Source organism: Pseudoalteromonas distincta (assembly GCF_000814675.1).
Taxonomy (GTDB): domain Bacteria; phylum Pseudomonadota; class Gammaproteobacteria; order Enterobacterales; family Alteromonadaceae; genus Pseudoalteromonas; species Pseudoalteromonas distincta.
Window position 1 is genome coordinate 857,574 of the sequence record NZ_JWIG01000001.1, and the last position, 21,829, is coordinate 879,402.

Genomic DNA, 21,829 nt, shown 5'->3' on the forward strand with positions numbered 1-21,829 from the left:
TTTTCAGCCCTTTTTACGCCCAGAGTGATGAAAATATAGTCTAACAACCCATCTTGTATATACAAGGTAATTGTGTCATCTTATTTATATAGTTTATTTTTAATGTAACCATAAATTTAATGACGACACCTAAATTTGCGCAAATAAAACAATTCATTGTTGATAAAATTCGCAGCGGTACGTGGCAAGAAAACCAACGTGTTCCCTCTGAAAACGAACTAAGTAGTCAATTTAGTGTAAGCAGGATGACAGCCCGCAGAGCACTAAGCGAATTAACCGAGGCAGGTATTTTAACCCGCAGCCAAGGGTTAGGTACATTTGTAGCTACATTTAAATCGCAGTCATCATTACTTGAAATAAAAAATATTGCTGATGAAGTAAAAGAGCGTAACGGCAACTACACCTGTAGCGTACTCATACTCGAATCAATAAATGCAGTCGCACCTATTGCCATTGCACTTGGTGTTGAGGTTGACAGTGTTGTATATCGAAGTGTACTTGTGCATAACGAAAACGACAGCCCTTTGCAGCTAGAAGAGCGTTTTGTAAACCCTGCCCTTGCGACTGGCTACTTACAACAAGACTTTAGCATGCTTACACCACATGAATATTTATCTAGTGTTGCTCCACTTACTCAAGCAAGGCATACCGTAGAGGCCATTATGCCAAACAGCGAAATGTGCCAATGGTTAAACTTATATAATGAAGAGCCATGCTTACAAGTGATCCGACGCACCTGGTCTGTTAAAGGCATTGTAAGCTTTGCGCGCCTTGTATCACCAGGCAGTAAATATCGCTTAGGTGGCCACTTAACATTTAAAAAATAACAAACAATAGCGCTTACTGCGCTTTTTTTATAACAAATCACCTTGTATATACAACAGGAGCAAAACATGAACAACCGACTCGACACAAGTCGCGTAATACGTGCACCTCATGGAGATAAAATAAGTGCTAAAAGCTGGCAAACAGAAGCTGCTAAGCGCATGCTAATGAATAATTTAGACCCTGAAGTTGCAGAGCATCCTCATGCACTTGTTGTATATGGTGGTATTGGCCGAGCAGCTCGTGATTGGCCAAGTTATGACAAAATTATAGAAACCCTCGATAGGCTCGAAAGCGACGAAACCCTGCTTGTACAATCAGGAAAACCCGTTGGTGTATTTAAAACCCACAGTAATGCTCCTCGCGTGCTTATTGCTAACTCAAATCTTGTTCCACACTGGGCAAATTGGGAGCACTTTAACGAGCTCGATAAAAAAGGCTTAATGATGTACGGGCAAATGACGGCGGGTTCTTGGATCTATATTGGCTCGCAAGGCATAGTACAAGGAACTTACGAGACCTTTGTAGCTATGGCAAAGCAACATTTTGCAGGTAGCGCTAGTGGTAAATGGGTATTAACAGGTGGTCTTGGTGGTATGGGCGGTGCGCAACCACTTGCAGCTACAATGGCTGGGTTTAGTGCACTGGTTGTTGAATGTGATGAAAGCCGTATCGATTTTCGTATAAAAACAGGCTACGTTGATGTAAAAGCAACAAATCTTGAACACGCACTGCAATTAATAACCAATGCATGTGTAAAAGGTAAAGCCCTCTCAGTGGGTTTACTAGGTAACGCTGCCGATGTATTTAGTACACTGGTTAAAACAGGCATTACCCCTGATGTAGTCACAGATCAAACATCTGCTCACGATCCATTAAATGGTTACTTACCACAAGGCTGGACAATGGAGTACGCAGCAAAAATGCGTGAGCAAGATCCAAAAGCCGTAGTAAAAGCCGCTAAACAATCAATGGCAGTCCAAGTTAAAGCTATGCTGGCACTACAAAAAGCCGGTGCCGCCACTACTGATTACGGTAATAATATTCGTCAAATGGCGTTTGATGAGGGTGTTACCAACGCGTTTGATTTTCCTGGATTTGTGCCTGCCTATATTCGCCCTTTATTTTGTGAAGGTATTGGACCATTTAGATGGGTAGCATTATCAGGTGACCCTGAAGATATATATAAAACCGACGCTAAAGTAAAAGAGCTTATTCCTGATGATGCACATTTGCATAATTGGCTTGATATGGCGCGGGAACGCATACAATTTCAAGGGCTACCTGCACGTATTTGCTGGGTTGGCCTAAAAGATAGAGCACGCCTTGCACTGGCCTTTAATGAAATGGTTAAAAATGGCGAACTTAAAGCCCCTATAGTTATTGGTCGCGATCACCTCGATTCTGGTTCAGTTGCCAGCCCTAACCGCGAAACAGAGAGCATGAAAGATGGCTCAGATGCAGTATCAGATTGGCCATTACTCAACGCACTGCTTAATACCGCTAGTGGCGCTACTTGGGTGTCGCTTCATCATGGTGGCGGTGTAGGCATGGGATTTAGTCAGCACTCTGGTGTAGTTATTGTTGCCGATGGTACTGATGAAGCTAAAGAGCGTATTGCTCGCGTACTGTGGAACGACCCTGCAACAGGTGTAATGCGCCATGCTGATGCCGGATACGACATAGCAAAAAACTGCGCTAAAGAACAAAATTTAGACCTACCTATGTTAAACGAGGAATGATCATGTTCGAACTTACTCTCACACCCGGATCACTTGATTTAAACACACTAAGAAAAATTAATAATTCACCGGTAAAATTGAGCCTTGCAAAGCATGCCGAGTCGCAAATAGCAGCCAGCGCGCAAACCGTTCAAAACGTTATCAATGAACACCGCACTGTATACGGAATTAACACCGGCTTTGGATTATTAGCCAATACCAAAATTGCCGACGACGAACTTGAATTATTACAGCGCTCCATTGTACTTTCACACGCTGCGGGTATTGGCGAATACATGGATGACAGCACAGTAAGGTTAATGATCACCTTAAAAGTAAACTCACTTTCACGTGGCTATTCGGGCATTCGCCTGCAAGTAATCCAATTTTTTATGCAGCTGCTTAGTAGCGAAGTATATCCATGCGTGCCTAAAAAAGGCTCCGTGGGGGCATCGGGAGATTTAGCTCCTCTTGCGCATATGTGTCTACCTTTATTAGCTGAAGGTCAAATGCGACATAAAGGAGAAATAATTAGCGCAGCACAAGGGTTAAAAATAGCGGGACTTGAACCCCTAACACTTGCAGCCAAAGAAGGCTTAGCATTATTAAATGGCACACAAGCGTCGACTGCGTTTGCACTACAAGGCCTATTTAGAAGCGAGAACTTATATGCACAAAGCTGCGTTATCGGATCAATTAGCATAGAAGCTGCAATGGGTAGTCGCGCGCCATTTGATGCACGTATTCATGAAATTCGCGGCCAACGTGGTCAAATAGACACCGCTCAAGTATTTAGAGAGCTACTCGATACGCACTCTCAAATTAGTAACTCCCACGTCAATTGTGAAAAAGTACAAGACCCTTATTGCCTTCGCTGCCAACCTCAAGTGCTAGGTGCTTGCCTAACTCAGATACGCCAAGCTGCAGAAGTGTTACTATGCGAGTCGAACGGTGTAACCGACAATCCGCTAGTTTTTGCCGATGTAGGCGACATAATATCGGGCGGAAACTTTCATGCAGAGCCCGTTGCTATGGCCGCTGACAACTTAGCAATCGCAATTGCCGAAATTGGCGCATTAGCAGAAAGGCGAATTGCATTACTTATCGATTCAAACCTATCCAAATTACCGCCATTTTTAGTTGAAAACGGGGGGGTAAATTCAGGATTTATGATTGCCCAAGTTACCGCAGCAGCGCTTGCATCAGAAAACAAATCATTAGCGCATCCGGCTTCGGTCGATAGCTTGCCTACATCTGCAAATCAAGAAGATCATGTTTCTATGGCAACCTTTGCAGCAAGGCGCTTAGATGAAATGGCCAATAATACCCAAGGTGTTTTGGCAATAGAATGGTTAGCATCGGTTCAAGGGCTAGAATTTAGAAAGCCGCTTGAACCATCAAATAAAGTGCAAAGCGCTAAAGCGTTGTTACGCGAGCATGTGAGTTATTATGATAAAGACCGCTACTTTGCTCCCGATATCGAAGCTGCTAACACATTACTAAGTGAAGGTAAGCTATGCGACTTTATAGAGAGCAGTCCCCTGCCTTCAGCATATTAAATACCGTGCTGATAGCTAAACCCTAAGGCTTCAATGGCTGAGCCTAATATTTTTCGCTCAGCCGAATCAGTTCCTGTAAACGTTGGCATTTCACCACCATGTTGCTGACACTTCATAGCGTAGTATTCAGCTTTTTTGGGGTGCGCAGGATTAACCACATTATAAATATTTTGCCCTACTTGCCAGTGCTCTATCACCGCAAAAATAGCATTAATTACATCTTGTTGATGCACCATATTTACCACTTGCTCACTTGATGTATTGAGCTCTTTACCTGCCACAAAACGCCCCGGTTCTCTATTAGGCCCTAGTAAGCCAGCTAAACGAAGTATTTTGCCATCTTGTTCAAGCACTTGCTCTTCAGCTTCGTAAAGCTTTATTTGGCGCTCGTTTGTGCATGAAATATCGCTACTTTCGCTATATACACCAGGCTCTTGATCGTACACCCCGGTTGATGAGCACAATAAAAAGCCCTTTGCGTTTAGCTCCTTTGAAAGCTTAAGCGCTGCGGTGAGTGTTTCAGGATAATTACTTTCACTGTGTCTGCTACGGGGTGGAATAGCACATACCCAATAAGCATCTTGTAAATCAACTTGATGCCTTAATTGTCCATCTTCAAGTGTAAACTGACGCTCAAAGTCAAACTCGTGTATATCTGTTCTATGCGTTCCTTGTACTTGCCAGTCAGCTTTTTGTGCACTTACGCATAAAGCATGTCCTAACCAGCCTGCACCTAATACTACTAATTTATTACTTTTATTTGTCATTTTTGTATAAGCCTTTATTTTAAACGCATAATTAGTTCTTTCTATCTAACTTTATAGAGATTTTAAGTAAGATATGATTAGATATAATTTCATAAATAATAAAAATATGTGTACTCATGCTAAATAATTTATCATTACGGAAGAAAATATTATTATTGATTGGTGGAACAATTACCGTTTTACTAATTATCGCCTCAACATTTTTTGTTAAACACATTGCCAATCTCTCTAGAGAAAACATAGAAAACGAAGCACAAAGTTATCTACAGACCGAGCAACTTTCAATGCAAAGTTACTTCGCGATGTACGGTAAAATGGTATCAACCTTTGTTAATAACCCACATTTAATCAACTTTTTTGAAAATTGGGATACGCGCGATCAAGCACTCGAAAGCGCGCCAGGTTACAACGAAGTAAACCAAGACTTTGTGCGTTTAAGCTCAAATGACGAAAACATTTTATCGGCCTTTTTTGCCTCAGCAACCACCGGTGAATACTTTAAAGAAAACGAGCGTACAAGTCACTACAACGGCCAGCCTTATTACGCCTACAAGCGTGGGTGGTGGCAAGAAGCCATGCAAGTTAACAAGCTTTACGTAGGTCCAATCTCTGTTGATTTAACCACAGGCGTAGCATCCGCAGTAGTACAACAACCTGTTTATAACGCTCAGCGAAAACTCATTGGTATGGGCGGTGTTGATTTACAATTAAACAAAATTAACGACATGGTCGAAAATATTCGCTTTAACGGCCAAGGTTATGGATTTTTACTCGATGGCAATCAAAAAGTAGTACATTTTTCAAAGGCCACTGGGCATAAACTTTCAATTACAGATGAAGGTGCAAACGGTAAAGAAGGGCTCGATGCGCTTGAGCAACAATTTACAAATACAGCAGGCTTTAAAGAGTTAAATACACAAATGCGAAATAACCTTGAAGGCAGCCAAATGGTTACTTTTAAAGGTGAGCAGTTTTATGTGGTTTACCATCGTTTGCAGCTAGAGCAGCCTTATATAGATTGGTATGTAGGTCTACTTATCCCAACTACTATGATTGAAGAGCCCGTAAATGCCGCAGTAACCGCTACAACAACGGCGGTAATTATTATCTTAATCATTATATTAGCCATGATTTTATGGGCTACCCACATGATTTCAAAACCCATTACAACGCTTACACACATTATGCGTGATATAGCATCGGGCGAAGGCGATCTTACTCAAAAAATTGATATTAATAGTCAAGATGAAGTGGGACAGCTGGCCAACCACATGAACACTTTTATTGATAAGTTGCACGCCATGATGCTTGATACCGCAGCGCAAGCAGAACAACTAAGTAATGCAGCGGCCCAGCTAAGAAGTGTTTCTGAGAAAACAAATTCTGAAATTCAGCAAGAGAAGCAGCAAGTTGATAGCGTGAGCGCAGCGGTAACTGAAATGGCGACTACTGTGCTTGAAATATCACGTAACGCACAACACACAAATAACGCAGCTGAAGAAGTACAAGCAATTACAGCTGAAGGAGCTAGCCGTTCTACACAGGCGCAAACAGTAATGACTGAACTGGCATTACATATTGGCGAAGCATCTAAAGTGGTTGCAGGTCTTGAGCAAGAAAGTAATAACATTGGTGCGTTAGTCGATGTAATTAATTCCATTGCAGATCAAACCAACTTACTTGCACTTAATGCGGCTATAGAGGCTGCTCGTGCAGGTGAACACGGTAGAGGCTTTGCCGTTGTAGCTGATGAAGTACGTTCACTAGCAAGTCGCACACAAGAATCAACAGACGATATTCGAAATATGATTTCGCGCTTGCAGCAAATAGCTCAACAAGCCTCAGTAATGATGCAACAAGGACAAGATCAAACCGAGGGCTCAGTGCTTCAAACTAAAGAAGTGCTTAGCTCACTTCACAATATTGCGCAGTCGGTTACTAAAGTACAAGACCAAAGTCATCAAATAGCCACATCTACCGAGGAGCAAACTGTTGTTGCTGAAGATATTAATACGAGCCTTTCAGCAATTAATAACTTAGTGAACAGTACCGCTGACCATGCGCACACCCTCGCTGACGAAGCTCGTGACTTAAGTGATTTAGCTGCGGCGCTTAACAAAACGGTTAATCAATTTAAATTATAAAACATTCATTTTATAGTTGTGTTTAAGCGTAAAACTTAAGCGCAACTATAACCCTTGTTTTTAATTTATTTAGCACCATATCTTTACAGTTCGCTGCTATTTTTACTGTAATTGAGTAATACAAAGTGATTTTTACGAACCAGATCAAATTTTTCGATTTTATACACCGATCTTTTTATTGAGATAGTTTGTTGTTTGGCAGAGTCTGGTATAGTAGCGCACGTAATAAACAGTGCTTTTTGAACGGTTTAATACAAAATTGCTAATTAATATGTTCTAAGTGTTACTTAAAAGCACATATTAATTACCAATTGTTAAAAATGGGTTAGCCGATACTCGGCTGACAAAGAATACATTGTAACGGTTTTATCATGATATCTAATTTATTTACCAAGCTTTTTGGTAGTCGCAATGACCGCACTATTAAAAACTTAAGAAAGACGGTCGCGCTAATCAATGCGCTAGAAACGCAACTTGAAGCGCTTTCTGATGAAGATTTAAGAGCTAAAACAGCTGAGTTTAGAGAACGTTACGATAACGGACAAAGCCTTGACGACATTCTACCAGAGGCTTTTGCTGTGGTACGTGAAGCGTCAAAGCGTGTAAATGGCATGCGTCATTTCGACGTGCAGTTATTAGGTGGTATGGTTTTACATCAAGGTCGCATTGCAGAAATGCGTACCGGTGAAGGTAAAACACTTACAGCTACTCTACCAGCTTATCTAAACGGCTTAACAGGCAAAGGTGTTCACGTAATTACCGTGAATGACTACCTTGCTAAACGTGATGCTGAAACCAACCGTGCGTTATTTGAATTTTTAGGCCTTACAGTAGGCTGTAACGTACCTGGTATGATGCCGCAGCAAAAGAAGCTCGCTTATACTGCCGACATTACATACGGTACTAATAACGAATTTGGTTTTGACTACCTTCGTGACAACATGGCTTTTAGCATTGATGAACGAGTTCAACGTCCATTATTCTATGCTGTAGTCGATGAAGTGGATTCAATCTTAATTGATGAAGCACGTACCCCGCTTATTATTTCAGGCCCAGCTGAGGATAGCTCTGAGCTATACACTGAAATAAACACCATCGTTCCTTTACTTGAGCTTCAAGAAAAAGAAGACGAAGAAGGCATTGAAGGTGACGGCGATTACACTATCGATGAAAAATCTAAGCAAGTTCATTTAACAGAACGTGGTCAAATTAAAGTAGAAGAGCTACTTACTGAGCGCGGCTTAATTGAAGAAGGCGATTCGCTTTATTCAGCAGCAAGCATTACGCTACTAAGCCATGTTTATGCCGCCCTTCGTGCTCATAAGCTATACCAAAAAGATGTTGATTACGTTGTAAAAGAAAACGAAGTAATTATTATCGATGAGCATACTGGTCGTTCAATGGAAGGTCGTCGTTGGTCAGAAGGTTTACACCAAGCTGTTGAAGCAAAAGAAGGTGTAAAAATTCAAAACGAGAACCAAACACTTGCCTCTATTACGTTCCAAAACTACTTCCGTTTATACGAAACGTTAGCAGGTATGACAGGTACAGCCGATACTGAAGCATTTGAGTTTCAGTCAATTTATGGCCTAGATACTGTTGTTATGCCAACTAATAAGCCGATGATTCGTGATGATCGCGCCGATTTAGTTTACCTAACGCAAGAAGAAAAATACGAAGCTATTTTAATTGATATTAAAGACTGCCAAGACCGCGGACAACCGGTGCTTGTTGGTACTATTTCAATTGAAAGCTCTGAGTATTTATCGCAGTTTTTACGCAAAGAAAAAATTAAGCACAATGTACTTAATGCTAAATTTCACGCGCAAGAAGCTGATATCGTTTCAGATGCTGGCCTACCAGGGACAGTAACAATTGCAACAAACATGGCCGGTCGTGGTACCGATATCGTGTTAGGTGGTAACTGGAACAGTGAAGTTGAAAAACTTGAAAACCCAACTGATGAGCAAATTGCTGAAATTAAAGCAGCTTGGAAAATTCGCCATGATGCAGTAATTGATGCCGGCGGTTTACATATCATAGGTACTGAACGTCACGAATCTCGTCGTATCGATAATCAGTTACGTGGTCGTTCTGGTCGTCAAGGTGATGCTGGTTCAAGCCGTTTTTACTTATCGATGGACGATGCGCTAATGCGTATATTTGCCGGTGAGCGTATGACGAACATGATGCGTAAATTAGGCATGCAACGCGGTGAAGCAATTGAACATCCATGGGTTAACCGTGCGATTGAAAATGCACAGCGTAAAGTAGAAGCACGTAACTTCGACGTTCGTAAGCAACTACTTGAGTACGATGATGTAGCAAACGATCAACGTCGTGTTGTTTACTCTCAGCGTAACGAACTACTTGAAGAAGGTGATATTTCAGAAACTATTACTGCAATTCGTGGTGACGTACTTAGCAATACAATTGATCAGTACATTGCACCGCAAAGCCTTGCTGAAATGTGGGATATTCCTGGCCTTGAAGAGCGTTTAAAACAAGACTTCTTAATTGAGTTACCTATTACTCAGTGGTTAGCAGATGACAATAAACTATACGAAGAAAAGCTTCGTGAGCGTATTGAGCAGGCGGTTGAGCAGTCATACAAGCAAAAAGAAGAGCAAGTTGGCGATTCTGTTTTACGTCAATTCGAAAAAGCGATTATGTTACAGAGCCTTGATCAGCATTGGAAAGATCACCTTGCTGCAATGGATCATTTACGCCAAGGTATTCATTTACGTGGTTACGCGCAAAAGAATCCTAAGCAAGAGTACAAGCGTGAATCGTTTGAGCTGTTCTCCGAAATGCTTGAAAACTTGAAAGTAGATGTTGTAAGCATTCTAAGTAAAGTACAAGTACGCGCAGAAGAAGATGTTGAAAAAGTAGAAGAGCAACACCGTAAAAGTGAAAATGCTCCTCGCGAATACCAACATGAAGAAGCTGAGCACGTAGGTGGCGAAGCGCCAGAAACAGCGACAGTAATGGCTCGTACAGAACCAAAAGTAGGTCGTAATGACCCTTGTCCTTGTAAATCAGGTCAAAAATTCAAACAGTGTTGCGGTAAATTAAAATAACCCAATATTGTCAGTAGCTTATTAAAAAGCGGCGCTAGCGTCGCTTTTTTTTATGGAGTTTTAAAGTAATGACTATAGAAATTGTACATGTAGCTGTTGGTGTTATTAAGAAAAATAACGCTATATTCATTTGTAAACGTGCAGATGAACAACATCAAGGCGGTTTATGGGAATTTCCTGGTGGTAAAGTCGAAGCTGGAGAAAGTGTGTTTGTTGCACTTAAACGCGAGCTTATTGAAGAAGTTGGACTAACCATTCACAGCTCTAGCCAATTGATGGTGATTGAACATGACTACGGCGATAAATGCGTTAAATTAGATGTACACGTAGTAAGTAACTTTAGCGGTGAAGCACATGGCGCTGAAGGGCAACCTAGCGAATGGGTAGCAATTACTGAATTAGAAAATTATGATTTTCCTGAAGCGAATGCTGAAATTATCGAAAAAATAGTTGCCCGATACGCATAAAAAAGAGCATAAGTGAGCACAATGAATATCTCAATACAAAATAAGCTAAGCGAACTGTTAGCACTGCCTCCTGAGTTAACTCAAGTTAGTGCGATTGGTAGCGGCCATATAAATAGTACATGGCTACTTACAAGTATTGATAAACAGTTTATTGTGCAAAAACTAAATACTGAGGTATTTAAAAACCCTGCTCAGTTAGTGAGTAATGCAAAACTAATTGAGCAGCATTTAAATGCTAAACAACTGCAAAATAATTACCCTCTTGAAATAATCAAACATATAGCTACACAAAACGACGAACACTTAATAAAAATTGATAATGCGTATTATCGCGTCCTTAACTATATTAGCGGTAGCTACAGCGAAGACGTTGTTAAAAATACCCAGCAGAGCGAGCAAGCGGCTTACGCCTTTGGCGTATTTGCTCAGGCATTACAAGATTTTGATGCGCAACAGTTACACACTGTAATTCCTGATTTTCATAACTTAGCGATGCGCTTTGAGCAATTAAATACCGCAATCACTAACAACGTAGTTAATAGAGTAAAGCACTGCAATGGTGAAATAGAGTATTGCTTAACGCAGCAGCATTTAATTACTGAGCTTAGTCAGGTAGCTAAACACATACCGCTTAGAGTGTGTCATAACGATACAAAAATAAATAATATGCTATTTTGTAATACAACTCACAAAGCAAAAGCAGTTATTGATTTAGACACCTGCATGGCAGGATTTTGGCTTTATGACTTTGGCGACATGGTACGTACATTTTGCTCCCCCGAAGCCGAGGATTCAACAAACTTACACAATGTTGTTATTCGAAAAGATATATTTTCAGCCATTGTTAAAGGCTATGTAACGCCATTAAAAAGCAGCATGAGTATACTAGAGCAAGAAAGCTTATTATTAGGCGCTAAAATAATGCCACTCATGTTAAGTGTGCGCTTTTTAACTGATTACTTAAATAACGATGTGTACTTTAAAGTATCTCATGCAGAGCATAATTTAGAGCGAGCACAAAACCAACTCGCGCTTTATAAAAACATACTGAGTAACGAAGAATGGATGCACGCGTGCTTAGTCGATGAAAAAATTCAAGATACAAAAAACCAGTAAGCTAAAAACTTACTGGTTTTTTGTTATTTATAGCAATGCAATTACCAGATTTTTACGCGATCTTCTGGTTTGATATACATTTTATCACCTTCTTTTACGTCAAACGCTTCGTAAAACTCAGGCATGTTCGACAAGATACCGATTACACGGTAGTGGCTTGGTGAATGAGGGTCTGTTAATAAACGATTACGTAACTCTTCATCGCGGTAGTTACGACGCCAGATTTGTGACCAACCCATAAAGAAACGTTGATCGCCTGTGTAACCATCTATCACGGGTGCTTTTTTATCACCTAAAGATAGCATATACGCTTTATGCGCAACGGTTAAACCACCTAAGTCACCAATGTTTTCGCCAAGCGTTAGCTCACCATTAACACTTGCATCTTCAAACGGTTTATATTCGTTATACTGTGCAACTAAAGCCGCTGTACGCTCTTCAAATTGCTTAAGGTCAGTCTCACTCCACCAGTTACGTAAGTTACCGTCACCGTCGTATTTAGCACCTTGGTCGTCAAAACCGTGACCCAGCTCATGCCCAATTACCGCGCCAATTGCGCCGTAGTTTACAGCATCATCCGCTTCTAAATTAAAGAATGGTGGTTGTAATATAGCGGCTGGAAATACAATTTCATTGTTTACTGGGTTGTAATACGCATTGACTGTTTGCGGAGTCATGTGCCATTCAGAGCGATCAACTGGTTTACCCAATTTAGCAATCATATCTGCGTATGCCCATTCGCTATAACGGATGTAATTACCTACTAGCTCGTCTGAGTTAATCTCTAGCTCTGAGTAATCTTTCCACGTGTCTGGGTAACCAATCTTAGGCGTAAATTTGTCTAATTTTTCTTTCGCTGCAAGCTTTGTTTCAGGGCTCATCCACTCAAGATTTTCGATAGCAACGCCATAACCTTTAATTACGTTATCAACTAACTCTTCCATGCGTGCTTTAGCTTCTGGCGGGAAGTTATCTTTAACGTATACCTTACCTAAAATCTCACCAAGTACACTGTTAGATGCATCAACCGCTTGCTTCCAAAGAGGTGCTTGTTCTTCTACGCCACGAAGTGTTGTGCTGTAAAAGTCAAAGTTAAGGTTAACTAAATCTTCGCTAAGTAGCTCTGCATAACCACTTACAAAATGAAATTTTAAGTAGTTTTTCCACGTCGCTAAATCAGTATCTTTGTAAATAGTAGCAAGTGCTTCTAAGTAGCTTGGTTGACGTACAATAATGTCACTTGCACTCACACCTGCATCTTTAAAGAATGCAGCTAAATCAAGCTCCCCCATCAACTTGCTAGCATCTGCTACTGTCATCTTGTTATAAGATTTAGTTGCATCACGGCTTTGCACACGGCTCCACTGAGCATCAGCTAGTGTTTTTTCAAATGCAAGTACGCTCTTGGCAGCTTCTGCTGCATTTTTAACGCCTGATTTTGCTAAAACATCTGTGATGTATTGCTCGTAAGAAGCACGAATTTTAGTGAATTTTTCGTCATCATTTAAGTAATAATCACGATCTGGTAAACCAAGACCCGACTGAGATAAATACAATGCATACTCGCTCGAGTTTTTAGCATCGTTATTTACAAACCAACCAAACGGTAAAGTACCGCCTTGTTTTTGAATTTTAGCCATTAAACCCACTAAATCAGCTTTAGATTTAACGCTATCAATCGTATCTAATGACGGTTGTAATGGCGTAATACCTAGCTCATTACGCGCAGATTGATTCATGTAGCTTTTATAAAATGCGCCAATTTTATACTCATCACTGCCTTTTTTAGCGGCCTTATTCGCGGCTGCGTTTTCTAGGGCAATTTTCATCGCTTTTTGTGACTCATCATATAGCTGCGAAAAAGAACCGTAGTTAGACTTATCACCTGGTATTTTAGTTTTTGCTAACCACTGTCCATTTACATGATAATAAAAATCGTCTTGTGCGCGTACTGAACTATCCATATTCGCTAGTTCAATACCAAGCTCTAGTGGCTTTTCAGCGGGTGCTGTTACTACAGGAGTATCGGTTACTTTAGCTTCTTGTTGTTTTTCACCACAACCTACTAGACCAAGTGCAAGCGCTATGCTCGCAGCGGCCATTGTTACTTTATTCATAATGATTCCGTTTGTTAGTTAGAATTAAATCATACCAATCTGCTTATGTATGGGGTCTATTTAACGTTAAGAAAATTACGCTAGAACTAGGCAAAAGTTTTTGTATCTAGTTGTTCTAAATAAAAAATTTTTAACGACGTTATAGTGCAATTTAATTCGTTAAATTGATCAAAGATTTATGCAGGTTGGTATCACATACCAACTCCATTAAATTCTTGAATATAGCAGGAGTAAAAATAGCACTGCCTGTACGCTTTTACTTAATGGAATGGGTATCAAGGGAGCTTTAAATAATAAAGCACACCAGGCAGTATCATAAACCTCATTAGACCAACAATAAAATGGAATATGTAACAAAGTATTTTGAATGCGGTGAGCTGCAAAAATAGCCCTACCAATAACAATATAGCGGGTGGCTAAGGCTAACTTTTATTCTTCCCGTGGAGCGCTAAACGCTCTAGTTTTTCTTTTAATGAAGGGGGGGCAGAAGCCGCTATCGCATTTAAGTAATTAGCGGTTTGCTCACTCATTTTCCGAGAGTTGGTAACTGTAGGGCTGCCCGATTTATTCGCGGTACTTAATCGCTGAGTTGCTTGAGGATTTGCAGTTATTTTTATTTGCCCGAGCTCTGCCATTCCAGCAGCTCTAAAGTGTGAAAGCATATCCATTTTTAAATAATTAAGCCTAAGCGCGATAGGCGCAGACACAGCCTCTATCATTAGCGTGCCGTCTCGGTAATTACTAACTCGGCATTTATCACCCAATTTAGGGCCTAAAAAATCTTTTAATAAGGTTTGCTGTGTATCAAGTGCTTGGCTTTTGCCTGCATAAGCCGATAAACGATTATTTAACCCCGCCATAATATCGGTTAGCGGTTTTGGTGCATATCTATCTTTAGCCATTTTACACCTCGTAAAAACTCACTTAGACCCAGAGATAATACTCTGGGTCTAAGTATACACTGCGTATTAATACTACGCGCCGGCTATTTGCATTTGCTCTATTAGTACTGAGCCTGTTTGAATACCACCACGGCGTTCTATATCACCACCAATGGCAGAAATACCTTTAAACATGTCTTTTAAATTACCAGCAATAGTAATTTCACTTACCGGATATTGAATTTCACCATTTTCAACCCAAAAACCTGCAGCACCACGAGAGTAGTCACCCGTTACGGTATTTACGCCCTGCCCCATTAGCTCTGTAACTAATAAGCCAGTACCCATGGTTTTTAATAGTGCTGTTAAATCGTTATGAGTTTGCTCAACGAGCCAGTTATGTATACCGCCTGCATGCCCTGTTGGCGTCATATTCATTTTGCGTGCGGCATAACTTGCTAATAAATAAGTTTGTAACTCGCCACCTTGAATTATTTCTCTATCGAATGTTTTAACACCTTCGCTATCAAACGGTGACGATGCCAACCCTTTTAAAATATGTGGGCGCTCAGCAATATTCACACAATTACTAAATACCTGAGTACCTAAGCTATCAAGTAAAAAGCTTGATTTACGATAAAGCGCGCCACCACCAATTGCCGACACCAAGTGACCAAACAATGAATTTGCAATATCTGCTCTAAAAATAACAGGCACTTTCATTGTGCCTAACTTTTGGCTGTTTAATTTAGCTAAGGTTTCAGCTGCCGCTTCAAGGCCCACTGCCGCCGCATCATTTAAACCAGCCTGATCGCGAGCAACTGTATAAGCAGAGTCGCGCTGCATGTGTTCGCCATCTTTACCTATTACCATAGTACTAATACTATGACGAGTACGCGGAAAGCCTGCAATTAAACCGTGGCTGTTACCATAAACACGTAATCCCTGATGCGATGAAAAACTCGCACCATCAGAGTTAACAATCCGCTCGTCTGCATTTAATGCAGCTTGCTCAGCAGCATGACAAAGCTCAATGCCTTCCTCAGGACTTACATCCCAAGGATGATATAAATCTAAATCTTTAGGATTAAATTCAAGTAACTCTTTATCAGCAACGCCGTTAAATGGGTCATCAGATGTAAATTTGGCTATATCAATCGCTTTTTCGACTACCGTGCGCAATGTTTTTGGATTTAAATCAGCCGTTGACGCCGAGCCTTTATTATTACCAACATATACACTAATGCCTAAGCCGCCGTCTTGGTTGAACTCAATGGTTTCTACTTCACCCATTCGTGTACTAACCGATAAACCAGACGTGCTAGACATCGCAGCTTCTGCAGCTGTAGCGCCTAATTTTTTAGCATGTTCGAGTACTTCTGCTACCGCATCTTTAACTTGCGATATTTGAGAATAAATTGGATCGTTTTGTTGGCTTTTCATAAATTAAGTCCTGAGCCTTAGAGGCATAATGCACGCATTTCTTATATTTAAATGCTAACACACTCAATGCATCACATCAGCTAATATTCCTAAGTATCATATTCATGTATAATGGCAAAAGTTATTTTTATTTAAGAGCATCCCATGGCAAAGAAAAAAGGCAAGCCTGCTGAAATTGAAGAAGAAATTGAATATGTATCAAGAACGGAGCTTAAACGCGAAGCGCAAGAGTTTCATCAGTTAGGTACTGAAATTGCCAAAATGGGTAAAAAACAGCGCGAACGCCTGCCATTAAATGACGATTTAAAAGAAGCGATGGTTGTTGCTGATAAAATAAGTAACAAAAGCGACGCGTACCGCCGCCACTTAAATTACATCGCTAAAACACTGCGTACTGTAGAAAACATTGATGATATTAAAGCGATTATCGATGTGATGCTTAATAAAAATAACCAAGCTGAAGTATTGGTCAAAAAAATTGAGCAATTACGTTCAGATTTAATTGAACAAGGTGATGACCTTATCAATGAGACTATTGAGCAGTTTCCGTCTCTTGATCGCCAACAAATGCGCCAATTAGTTCGTAATGCAGCAAAAGAAGCGAAAGCTGAAAAGCCAGGTAAAGGTTATAAAGAATTATTTCAATACCTTAAAGATGCTCATACTATTACGTATTAATTAGGTTGTCTTAAGTTATATTTTATTAAAAAAGGTGCTTCGGCACCTTTTTTGTTGTAGATCAAACCGCCTTCCTGAGTACTTTTTTATAATCACCCCTAAATAAATACTTAGGTGCGCGTGATGATTAAACTTCCACAATGGGATGAAACCCTAATAAACAAATATAATGTGTCTGGTCCGCGTTATACCTCTTATCCCACGGCTTTATCACTGCGTGACGGATATCAGCAACAAGACCTACTAAGCGCTATAGAATCGTCAACAAGTCGCTCTCTTTCTTTATATATTCACATCCCGTTTTGTAGTCAGCTTTGCTACTACTGCGGCTGTAATAAAATAATTACCCGTCATCAATCTAAGGCAGATACGTATCTCGACTTTTTAGCAAAAGAAATTACTGCCCAAGCGCCTTTATTTAAAAGCTACACGGTTGAGCAATTACATTTAGGTGGCGGTACTCCCACCTTTTTAACCGCAAAACAAATGACCCGTTTAATTAAGCTTTTAGAACAGCACTTTAATTTTACACGCACAACAGAACGCGGTATTGAAATAGACCCACGCTCACTTGCCGATAATATGCTTGTTGATTTAAGGATGCTTGGCTTTAACCGTGTCTCATTTGGGATTCAAGACTTTAACGATGACGTACAACTTGCTGTTAATCGCCCGCAAAATGCAGATACCGTTAAGCAATTAATTACACAAGCTCGCGAGCTGGGATTTCAATCTATTAATGCAGATATGATTTACGGGCTTCCTCTGCAAACGCCAGAGAGCTTTAAGAAAACTATAGAGCAACTTATTGAGTTAAGCCCTGACAGAGTATCAGTGTTTAACTACGCGCATTTACCAGAGCGCTTTGCCGCACAGCGTAAGATTAAAGATGCAGATTTACCCAGTGCTCATAATAAGCTCACCATGTTTAAAAATACGCTGGAGCAGATGACGCAAGCAGGCTATCAATTTATTGGTATGGACCATTTTGCAAAAACTGATAATGAACTAGCTGTTGCGCAGAATGAAGGCAAGTTACATCGTAACTTTCAAGGTTATACAACCCATGGAAATTGTGATTTATTAGGTTTAGGCGTGTCATCGATTTCGCAGATTGGCACCGCCATTTTACAAAATCAAAAAGAATTAAAACATTATTACCACAGCGTAGAAACACAAAGCGGTAGTGCTCTTAATAAAGGAATTCACTTAACACATGATGATGTAATTCGGGCTGATGCAATTAAACAGCTCATTTGCCAATTTGAATTAGATATACAAGACTTTAGTGAAAAACACGCGCTTATATTTAATGACTACTTTGAGGATGCATTAGTAGCGCTGGCGCCACTTATAAAAGATGAACTAGTAACTATAATTGATAATAAAATTAGCGTAACACCACGCGGTAACTTATTCATTCGTATTATTTGTATGTGCTTCGATGCTCACTTACAAAAACAAATTAACGCAACGCGCTTTTCAAGAGTGATTTAGCCTGAACTCTGGATAATAAATACATCGACACAAAAAAAGCAGACCTAGGTCTGCTTTTTGTATTTAAGTTGTAGCTTTAATTAAAAACGACTTTATCGCTACCTGGAGCGGCTTTAAACTCGATGATAATTTTAGCGCAATCCGCTTTAACTTCATCTTTAAGTGTTTTTTCAGCTTGCCAGCGAGCCTTATCTAGCTTAAAAATCTCTTTTTTAGAGTATTTTTTACGTGCATCGTGCGTCGGCATTTCTTTAACTACCTGATACATTTTATAAATACCAGGATACTGCGTCGTTAAATCACGCTCGCTTTCAAAGGCATACTGAGACATAAGTACCCAAATGCGTAAACAGCCTTCAGAAAACTCACACTGCTCTTCATTCATTGCACGTGCGATTAAATGAATACTATCGGCTAGTTTTGCGTTTCGCTTTAAACGCGACTTTTCAAGCTTTTGCTTTTGTTCAGCCTGCGTTTTAGCAATTAACTTTTTTTGCGCATTTAACTTATACAGCAACTGACCCGCATAAAATGCCAAACCAGCTATGATAGCAGCGCCTAAAAGTAAGGCTAAAATTACCGAGGTACTCATTATTTATCCTTACTATTTGTCGTCTTCATCTAACCATTCGTTGGCTAAATCATCAGATAAGTATTGATCGAAATCAGAATTGCCTTGGCTTTCAAGGTCATCTTCAAACTCGTCTTCGTCCTCATCTTCAATACCAAGAATTTCACATAACGCCTGATGACGAGCAATGCGACTATTAAAGTACTTAGCATCTTTACCTGTTAGCATTTCACCTTTTTCATGACGCTCTACTAATTTAAGTAAACGTTCATCATTCTCAAGTGCTTCTAGCTCTTGTTCAGGTGTAAATTCAGGCTCGATTACTTTTTTCAGCTCAATAGTTGGCTTTAAGTTGCGTTTCATTTCAACTTTAGGCTCCGGCGCGGTTGCGATTAACGGCACAGGCTTTTTACTACCTACACGCTTATCTTTAGGCGCGTGATTACTATTTTGGCTTTCGCTATCTAGTAAATCTGGCGCATTACGAGAACCGGGCTTTGCTCCTTTGGTTTTTTTAACTCGCTGCTCTTTTAATGCGCGCATTTCTTTAAGCTTATCTTGGCTTAAACGAACAGGTCCGTTTGCTGGGCTTTTGCGTGACTTTTTAGTTCTACTCATATCTTGATCATCTCACTTAAGAGGTTTTGAGCGAAGCGCAAATTAATGGGCATCGCAGTGCTGGCCTAGCCAGAAGAATTCAGTTTGCGCTATAGAGGTTGGGTTTCTCATTTAAAAGCGCCTTAGCTAATTAATCGCTAATTTTAAACGGTGGGTATTGTAACAGGACAAATAAAAAGGCGGTAGAGAAAACATCTCTACCGCCTGCTAATCTGAGCGCCATTATCTGGACACTTCTCCCTTCGACTTTTTTTAGTCTTTATTATTTTTATTATTATCAGTCCGTATTGTTATTATTTTTACGTTCCTTGTTACATTCCATTTTGTTTTTGTTATTAAACTTCCATGAGTTTTTTATTATTTTCGGTCATCCTGACACTTTTTTATTATTTCCTTTAGTAGCACTAATCTTGTGCTATGTAGTCATGCCGCGCCACTTTCCTTATAGCTTGTTTCCATTTTGTTATTGTTCTTTTGCGACAGTGGTTAATTTACTCGTTAATGATTTTGTTACAACTGGTTTATATAACTTTTATTATACTTATTACATTTTAAAATCAAATAAACAATAAAATACAATAAGTTAATGATAGATAAAAAATAAAAATAAGACTTTTCTCACACTCACGCATAGTCAATGTCTTACATTTAAACGGGTGATATCGTTAATTTTGCACACAAAAAAAGCAGCCCGGGCTGCTTTTTGTAAAACATTGTAGTGTATTTATTATTAATTGCTAAATAAATACGACTTTAGTGTAAACCACCTAAGTACTGAGAAAGTACTTCAATATCTTTATCTGTTAATTTCTTCGCTATATCGCCCATCATGCCATTTAAGTCATTGTGACGAGTTCCATCACGGAATTTTTCAAGTTGAGACTTGATATATCCAGGATGCTGAAAAGAAATTTTTGGAAACTTAGCAAGTGATGAACCGTTACCACGTGGACCATGACATGCTGCACATGATGGAATTCCACGCCCCGCATCGCCTGCTTTAAAGAGCATTTCGCCAACTTCAACAACATCTTTAGGTGTAGCACCTTCAGTCATGTTCATTGAAGAAAAATAAGCAGCTAGATCTTTCATGTCTTGCTCGCTAAGTGGCATAGCCATAGCGCTCATTACTGGATCCATACGCCCTTCTTTGCCGCCTGACGTCATACCTAATTTCAAATCCTGAAGTTGCTTAAGGATATAATCTGGATGTTGACCTGCAATTTTAGGGTAAATATTAACCGGCGCATTACCGTCTGGGCCGTGACAAGCCGCACACGTTGCTGATTTTTCTTTACCTGCGTTTACATCGCCATCAAATGCTGTTGCGTTGCTTGCTGACAACGCACCAAGCAATATTGTTAAAGATAGTGCTATTTTTTTCATGGTGAATTCTCTGTTTCCGACCCTGTATCATCTACAATCGTGATGTTGTAATACATATATTCTACACGATAATAAATTCTCTGGCACGTTTTCTACACATATTAAGCTTATAATTTACAGGGTTTTGACTTAGATTAAGCTTTAACATGTTTTAAATGTACCATAGGTGCTGTTTTTAGGTGGTTAAATACGCTTTTTAATACATCCTTTATAGTATAAAATACGCGCCCTGAGTGAATTTGGTTTACTCAATGTTATTTTTTTAAGTTTTAGGAGAGCCTGTGCTCAAATCTCGTATCAAATATAATACTGCGTCTTTCGTAACAAGCGCTCCCGACATTACTAAATTACCTGCTGATACGGGAATTGAAGTTGCGTTTGCCGGTCGCTCCAATGCAGGTAAGTCGAGTGCATTAAATGCATTAACCGATCAGAAGCTAGCACGTACAAGTAAAACACCTGGACGTACTCAGCTAATCAATACATTCGATTTAGCGGATGTCGACGATATGCGCCTTATCGATTTACCAGGCTATGGCTTTGCTAAAGTACCAATCGAAATGAAAAAGAAATGGCAAAAGTCGTTAGGTGAATATCTGCAAAAGCGTCAAAGCTTAAAAGGTATTGTTATTTTAATGGATATTCGTCATCCATTAAAAGATTTAGACCGTGATTTGATTAACTGGGCAATTGGTAGTGAAATTCCAGTATTGGCACTATTAACTAAAGCCGACAAACTAAAGCAAGGCCCTCGTAAATCACAAGTACTGCAAGTTCGCCGTGAATTAAGCACGCTTGATGGGGATATTACAGTTCATGCGTTTTCATCATTAAAAGGCACCGGTTTACCAGAAGTAGCTAAAAAGCTAGATGAATGGTTTTTAGGTCCTGTTATTGCTGTACCACCTAGCGATGAAACAATCACAGACGAAACAAACCCAGAGGCTTAAACGCTGGCG

17 protein-coding genes are annotated in these 21,829 nt (G+C 40.0%); 10 read left to right on the forward strand and 7 right to left on the reverse strand.

Annotated elements, in window-relative coordinates:
- The first annotated feature begins 119 nt into the window (after positions 1 to 119).
- The 3 genes from hutC to hutH all read left to right on the forward strand — a co-directional run bounded on the left by hutC (position 120) and on the right by hutH (position 4,105).
- Positions 120 to 827 carry a histidine utilization transcriptional repressor HutC gene (gene hutC / locus QT16_RS03800; protein WP_002959947.1) on the forward strand — a complete coding sequence of 236 codons (708 nt, stop codon included), beginning with the start codon at positions 120 to 122 and terminating at the stop codon, positions 825 to 827.
- Between the two features lie 66 nt (positions 828 to 893).
- Positions 894 to 2,567: a urocanate hydratase gene (gene hutU, locus QT16_RS03805; RefSeq protein WP_039485896.1), complete on the forward strand. Its 1,674-nt coding sequence runs from the start codon at positions 894 to 896 to the stop codon at positions 2,565 to 2,567.
- Between the two features lie 2 nt (positions 2,568 to 2,569).
- A complete protein-coding gene (gene hutH / locus QT16_RS03810; protein ID WP_039485898.1) occupies positions 2,570 to 4,105 on the forward strand; it encodes a histidine ammonia-lyase in 1,536 nt (511 codons plus the stop codon).
- On the opposite strand, the gene QT16_RS03815 is transcribed toward hutH, so the two are convergent.
- On the reverse strand, positions 4,102 to 4,872 hold the full coding sequence (locus QT16_RS03815; RefSeq protein ID WP_039485902.1) for a Rossmann-fold NAD(P)-binding domain-containing protein: 771 nt from the start codon (positions 4,870 to 4,872) through the stop codon (positions 4,102 to 4,104). The genes hutH and QT16_RS03815 overlap by 4 nt on opposite strands.
- 116 nt (positions 4,873 to 4,988) lie before the next feature.
- Between QT16_RS03815 and QT16_RS03820 the strand changes: the two genes are divergently transcribed.
- The 4 genes from QT16_RS03820 to QT16_RS03835 all read left to right on the forward strand — a co-directional run bounded on the left by QT16_RS03820 (position 4,989) and on the right by QT16_RS03835 (position 11,679).
- Positions 4,989 to 7,016, forward strand: coding sequence for a methyl-accepting chemotaxis protein (locus QT16_RS03820; protein WP_024596300.1), 2,028 nt, complete (start codon positions 4,989 to 4,991; stop codon positions 7,014 to 7,016).
- 371 nt (positions 7,017 to 7,387) lie between these two features.
- The gene (gene secA, locus QT16_RS03825) at positions 7,388 to 10,096 is read left to right on the forward strand and encodes a preprotein translocase subunit SecA (protein WP_039485905.1); all 2,709 of its coding nucleotides are present in this window, start codon (positions 7,388 to 7,390) and stop codon (positions 10,094 to 10,096) included.
- 68 nt (positions 10,097 to 10,164) lie between these two features.
- Complete coding sequence (mutT, locus tag QT16_RS03830) at positions 10,165 to 10,563, forward strand: 8-oxo-dGTP diphosphatase MutT (RefSeq protein WP_007377262.1); 399 nt, start codon at positions 10,165 to 10,167, stop codon at positions 10,561 to 10,563.
- 21 nt (positions 10,564 to 10,584) lie between these two features.
- Positions 10,585 to 11,679, forward strand: coding sequence for a phosphotransferase enzyme family protein (locus tag QT16_RS03835; protein ID WP_039485915.1), 1,095 nt, complete (start codon positions 10,585 to 10,587; stop codon positions 11,677 to 11,679).
- A 41-nt stretch (positions 11,680 to 11,720) separates the two neighbouring features.
- Here QT16_RS03835 and QT16_RS03840 read toward each other — a convergent pair whose 3' ends face one another.
- The 3 genes from QT16_RS03840 to pmbA all read right to left on the reverse strand — a co-directional run bounded on the left by QT16_RS03840 (position 11,721) and on the right by pmbA (position 16,120).
- Positions 11,721 to 13,796: a M13 family metallopeptidase gene (locus QT16_RS03840; RefSeq protein WP_002959937.1), complete on the reverse strand. Its 2,076-nt coding sequence runs from the start codon at positions 13,794 to 13,796 to the stop codon at positions 11,721 to 11,723.
- 422 nt (positions 13,797 to 14,218) lie between these two features.
- Positions 14,219 to 14,698 (reverse strand): DUF721 domain-containing protein, encoded by a 480-nt coding sequence (locus QT16_RS03845; RefSeq protein ID WP_002959934.1) that lies wholly within the window; start codon positions 14,696 to 14,698, stop codon positions 14,219 to 14,221.
- Between the two features lie 72 nt (positions 14,699 to 14,770).
- Positions 14,771 to 16,120, reverse strand: coding sequence for a metalloprotease PmbA (gene pmbA, locus QT16_RS03850; RefSeq protein WP_002959932.1), 1,350 nt, complete (start codon positions 16,118 to 16,120; stop codon positions 14,771 to 14,773).
- A 144-nt stretch (positions 16,121 to 16,264) separates the two neighbouring features.
- On the opposite strand from pmbA, the gene yjgA reads away from it, so the two are divergent.
- On the forward strand, positions 16,265 to 16,798 hold the full coding sequence (yjgA, locus tag QT16_RS03855) for a ribosome biogenesis factor YjgA (RefSeq protein WP_002959930.1): 534 nt from the start codon (positions 16,265 to 16,267) through the stop codon (positions 16,796 to 16,798).
- Between the two features lie 123 nt (positions 16,799 to 16,921).
- Positions 16,922 to 18,295 carry an oxygen-independent coproporphyrinogen III oxidase gene (gene hemN, locus QT16_RS03860; protein ID WP_039485919.1) on the forward strand — a complete coding sequence of 458 codons (1,374 nt, stop codon included), beginning with the start codon at positions 16,922 to 16,924 and terminating at the stop codon, positions 18,293 to 18,295.
- A gap of 76 nt (positions 18,296 to 18,371) precedes the next feature.
- Here the strand turns inward: hemN and QT16_RS03865 are convergent, their stop codons facing one another.
- From QT16_RS03865 to QT16_RS03875, 3 genes are all read right to left on the reverse strand, one after another.
- Entirely contained in the window at positions 18,372 to 18,887 is a 516-nt protein-coding gene (locus QT16_RS03865; RefSeq protein WP_002959926.1) for a DUF2489 domain-containing protein, read from the reverse strand.
- 12 nt (positions 18,888 to 18,899) lie between these two features.
- Positions 18,900 to 19,484, reverse strand: coding sequence for a Der GTPase-activating protein YihI (gene yihI, locus QT16_RS03870; protein WP_002959924.1), 585 nt, complete (start codon positions 19,482 to 19,484; stop codon positions 18,900 to 18,902).
- A 753-nt stretch (positions 19,485 to 20,237) separates the two neighbouring features.
- Positions 20,238 to 20,870 carry a c-type cytochrome gene (locus QT16_RS03875; RefSeq protein ID WP_002959922.1) on the reverse strand — a complete coding sequence of 211 codons (633 nt, stop codon included), beginning with the start codon at positions 20,868 to 20,870 and terminating at the stop codon, positions 20,238 to 20,240.
- A 281-nt stretch (positions 20,871 to 21,151) separates the two neighbouring features.
- Here QT16_RS03875 and yihA point away from each other — a divergent pair, with 281 nt between their 5' ends.
- Positions 21,152 to 21,820: a ribosome biogenesis GTP-binding protein YihA/YsxC gene (gene yihA, locus QT16_RS03880; RefSeq protein ID WP_002959920.1), complete on the forward strand. Its 669-nt coding sequence runs from the start codon at positions 21,152 to 21,154 to the stop codon at positions 21,818 to 21,820.
- Positions 21,821 to 21,829 lie beyond the last annotated feature (9 nt).

Excerpts from the sequence above, each read along its gene's own strand:
- QT16_RS03875 (WP_002959922.1), bottom strand. The coding sequence starts at position 20,870 with ATGAAAAAAATAGCACTATCTTTAACAATATTGCTTGGTGCGTTGTCA.
- QT16_RS03865 (WP_002959926.1), bottom strand. The coding sequence starts at position 18,887 with ATGAGTACCTCGGTAATTTTAGCCTTACTTTTAGGCGCTGCTATCATA.
- mutT (WP_007377262.1), top strand. The coding sequence starts at position 10,165 with ATGACTATAGAAATTGTACATGTAGCTGTTGGTGTTATTAAGAAAAAT.
- hutH (WP_039485898.1), top strand. The coding sequence starts at position 2,570 with ATGTTCGAACTTACTCTCACACCCGGATCACTTGATTTAAACACACTA.
- QT16_RS03845 (WP_002959934.1), bottom strand. The coding sequence starts at position 14,698 with ATGGCTAAAGATAGATATGCACCAAAACCGCTAACCGATATTATGGCG.
- QT16_RS03835 (WP_039485915.1), top strand. The coding sequence starts at position 10,585 with ATGAATATCTCAATACAAAATAAGCTAAGCGAACTGTTAGCACTGCCT.
- QT16_RS03815 (WP_039485902.1), bottom strand. The coding sequence starts at position 4,872 with ATGACAAATAAAAGTAATAAATTAGTAGTATTAGGTGCAGGCTGGTTA.
- hutU (WP_039485896.1), top strand. The coding sequence starts at position 894 with ATGAACAACCGACTCGACACAAGTCGCGTAATACGTGCACCTCATGGA.
- QT16_RS03840 (WP_002959937.1), bottom strand. The coding sequence starts at position 13,796 with ATGAATAAAGTAACAATGGCCGCTGCGAGCATAGCGCTTGCACTTGGT.
- yjgA (WP_002959930.1), top strand. The coding sequence starts at position 16,265 with ATGGCAAAGAAAAAAGGCAAGCCTGCTGAAATTGAAGAAGAAATTGAA.
- hutC (WP_002959947.1), top strand. The coding sequence starts at position 120 with ATGACGACACCTAAATTTGCGCAAATAAAACAATTCATTGTTGATAAA.
- yihI (WP_002959924.1), bottom strand. The coding sequence starts at position 19,484 with ATGAGTAGAACTAAAAAGTCACGCAAAAGCCCAGCAAACGGACCTGTT.
- QT16_RS03820 (WP_024596300.1), top strand. The coding sequence starts at position 4,989 with ATGCTAAATAATTTATCATTACGGAAGAAAATATTATTATTGATTGGT.
- secA (WP_039485905.1), top strand. The coding sequence starts at position 7,388 with ATGATATCTAATTTATTTACCAAGCTTTTTGGTAGTCGCAATGACCGC.
- pmbA (WP_002959932.1), bottom strand. The coding sequence starts at position 16,120 with ATGAAAAGCCAACAAAACGATCCAATTTATTCTCAAATATCGCAAGTT.
- hemN (WP_039485919.1), top strand. The coding sequence starts at position 16,922 with ATGATTAAACTTCCACAATGGGATGAAACCCTAATAAACAAATATAAT.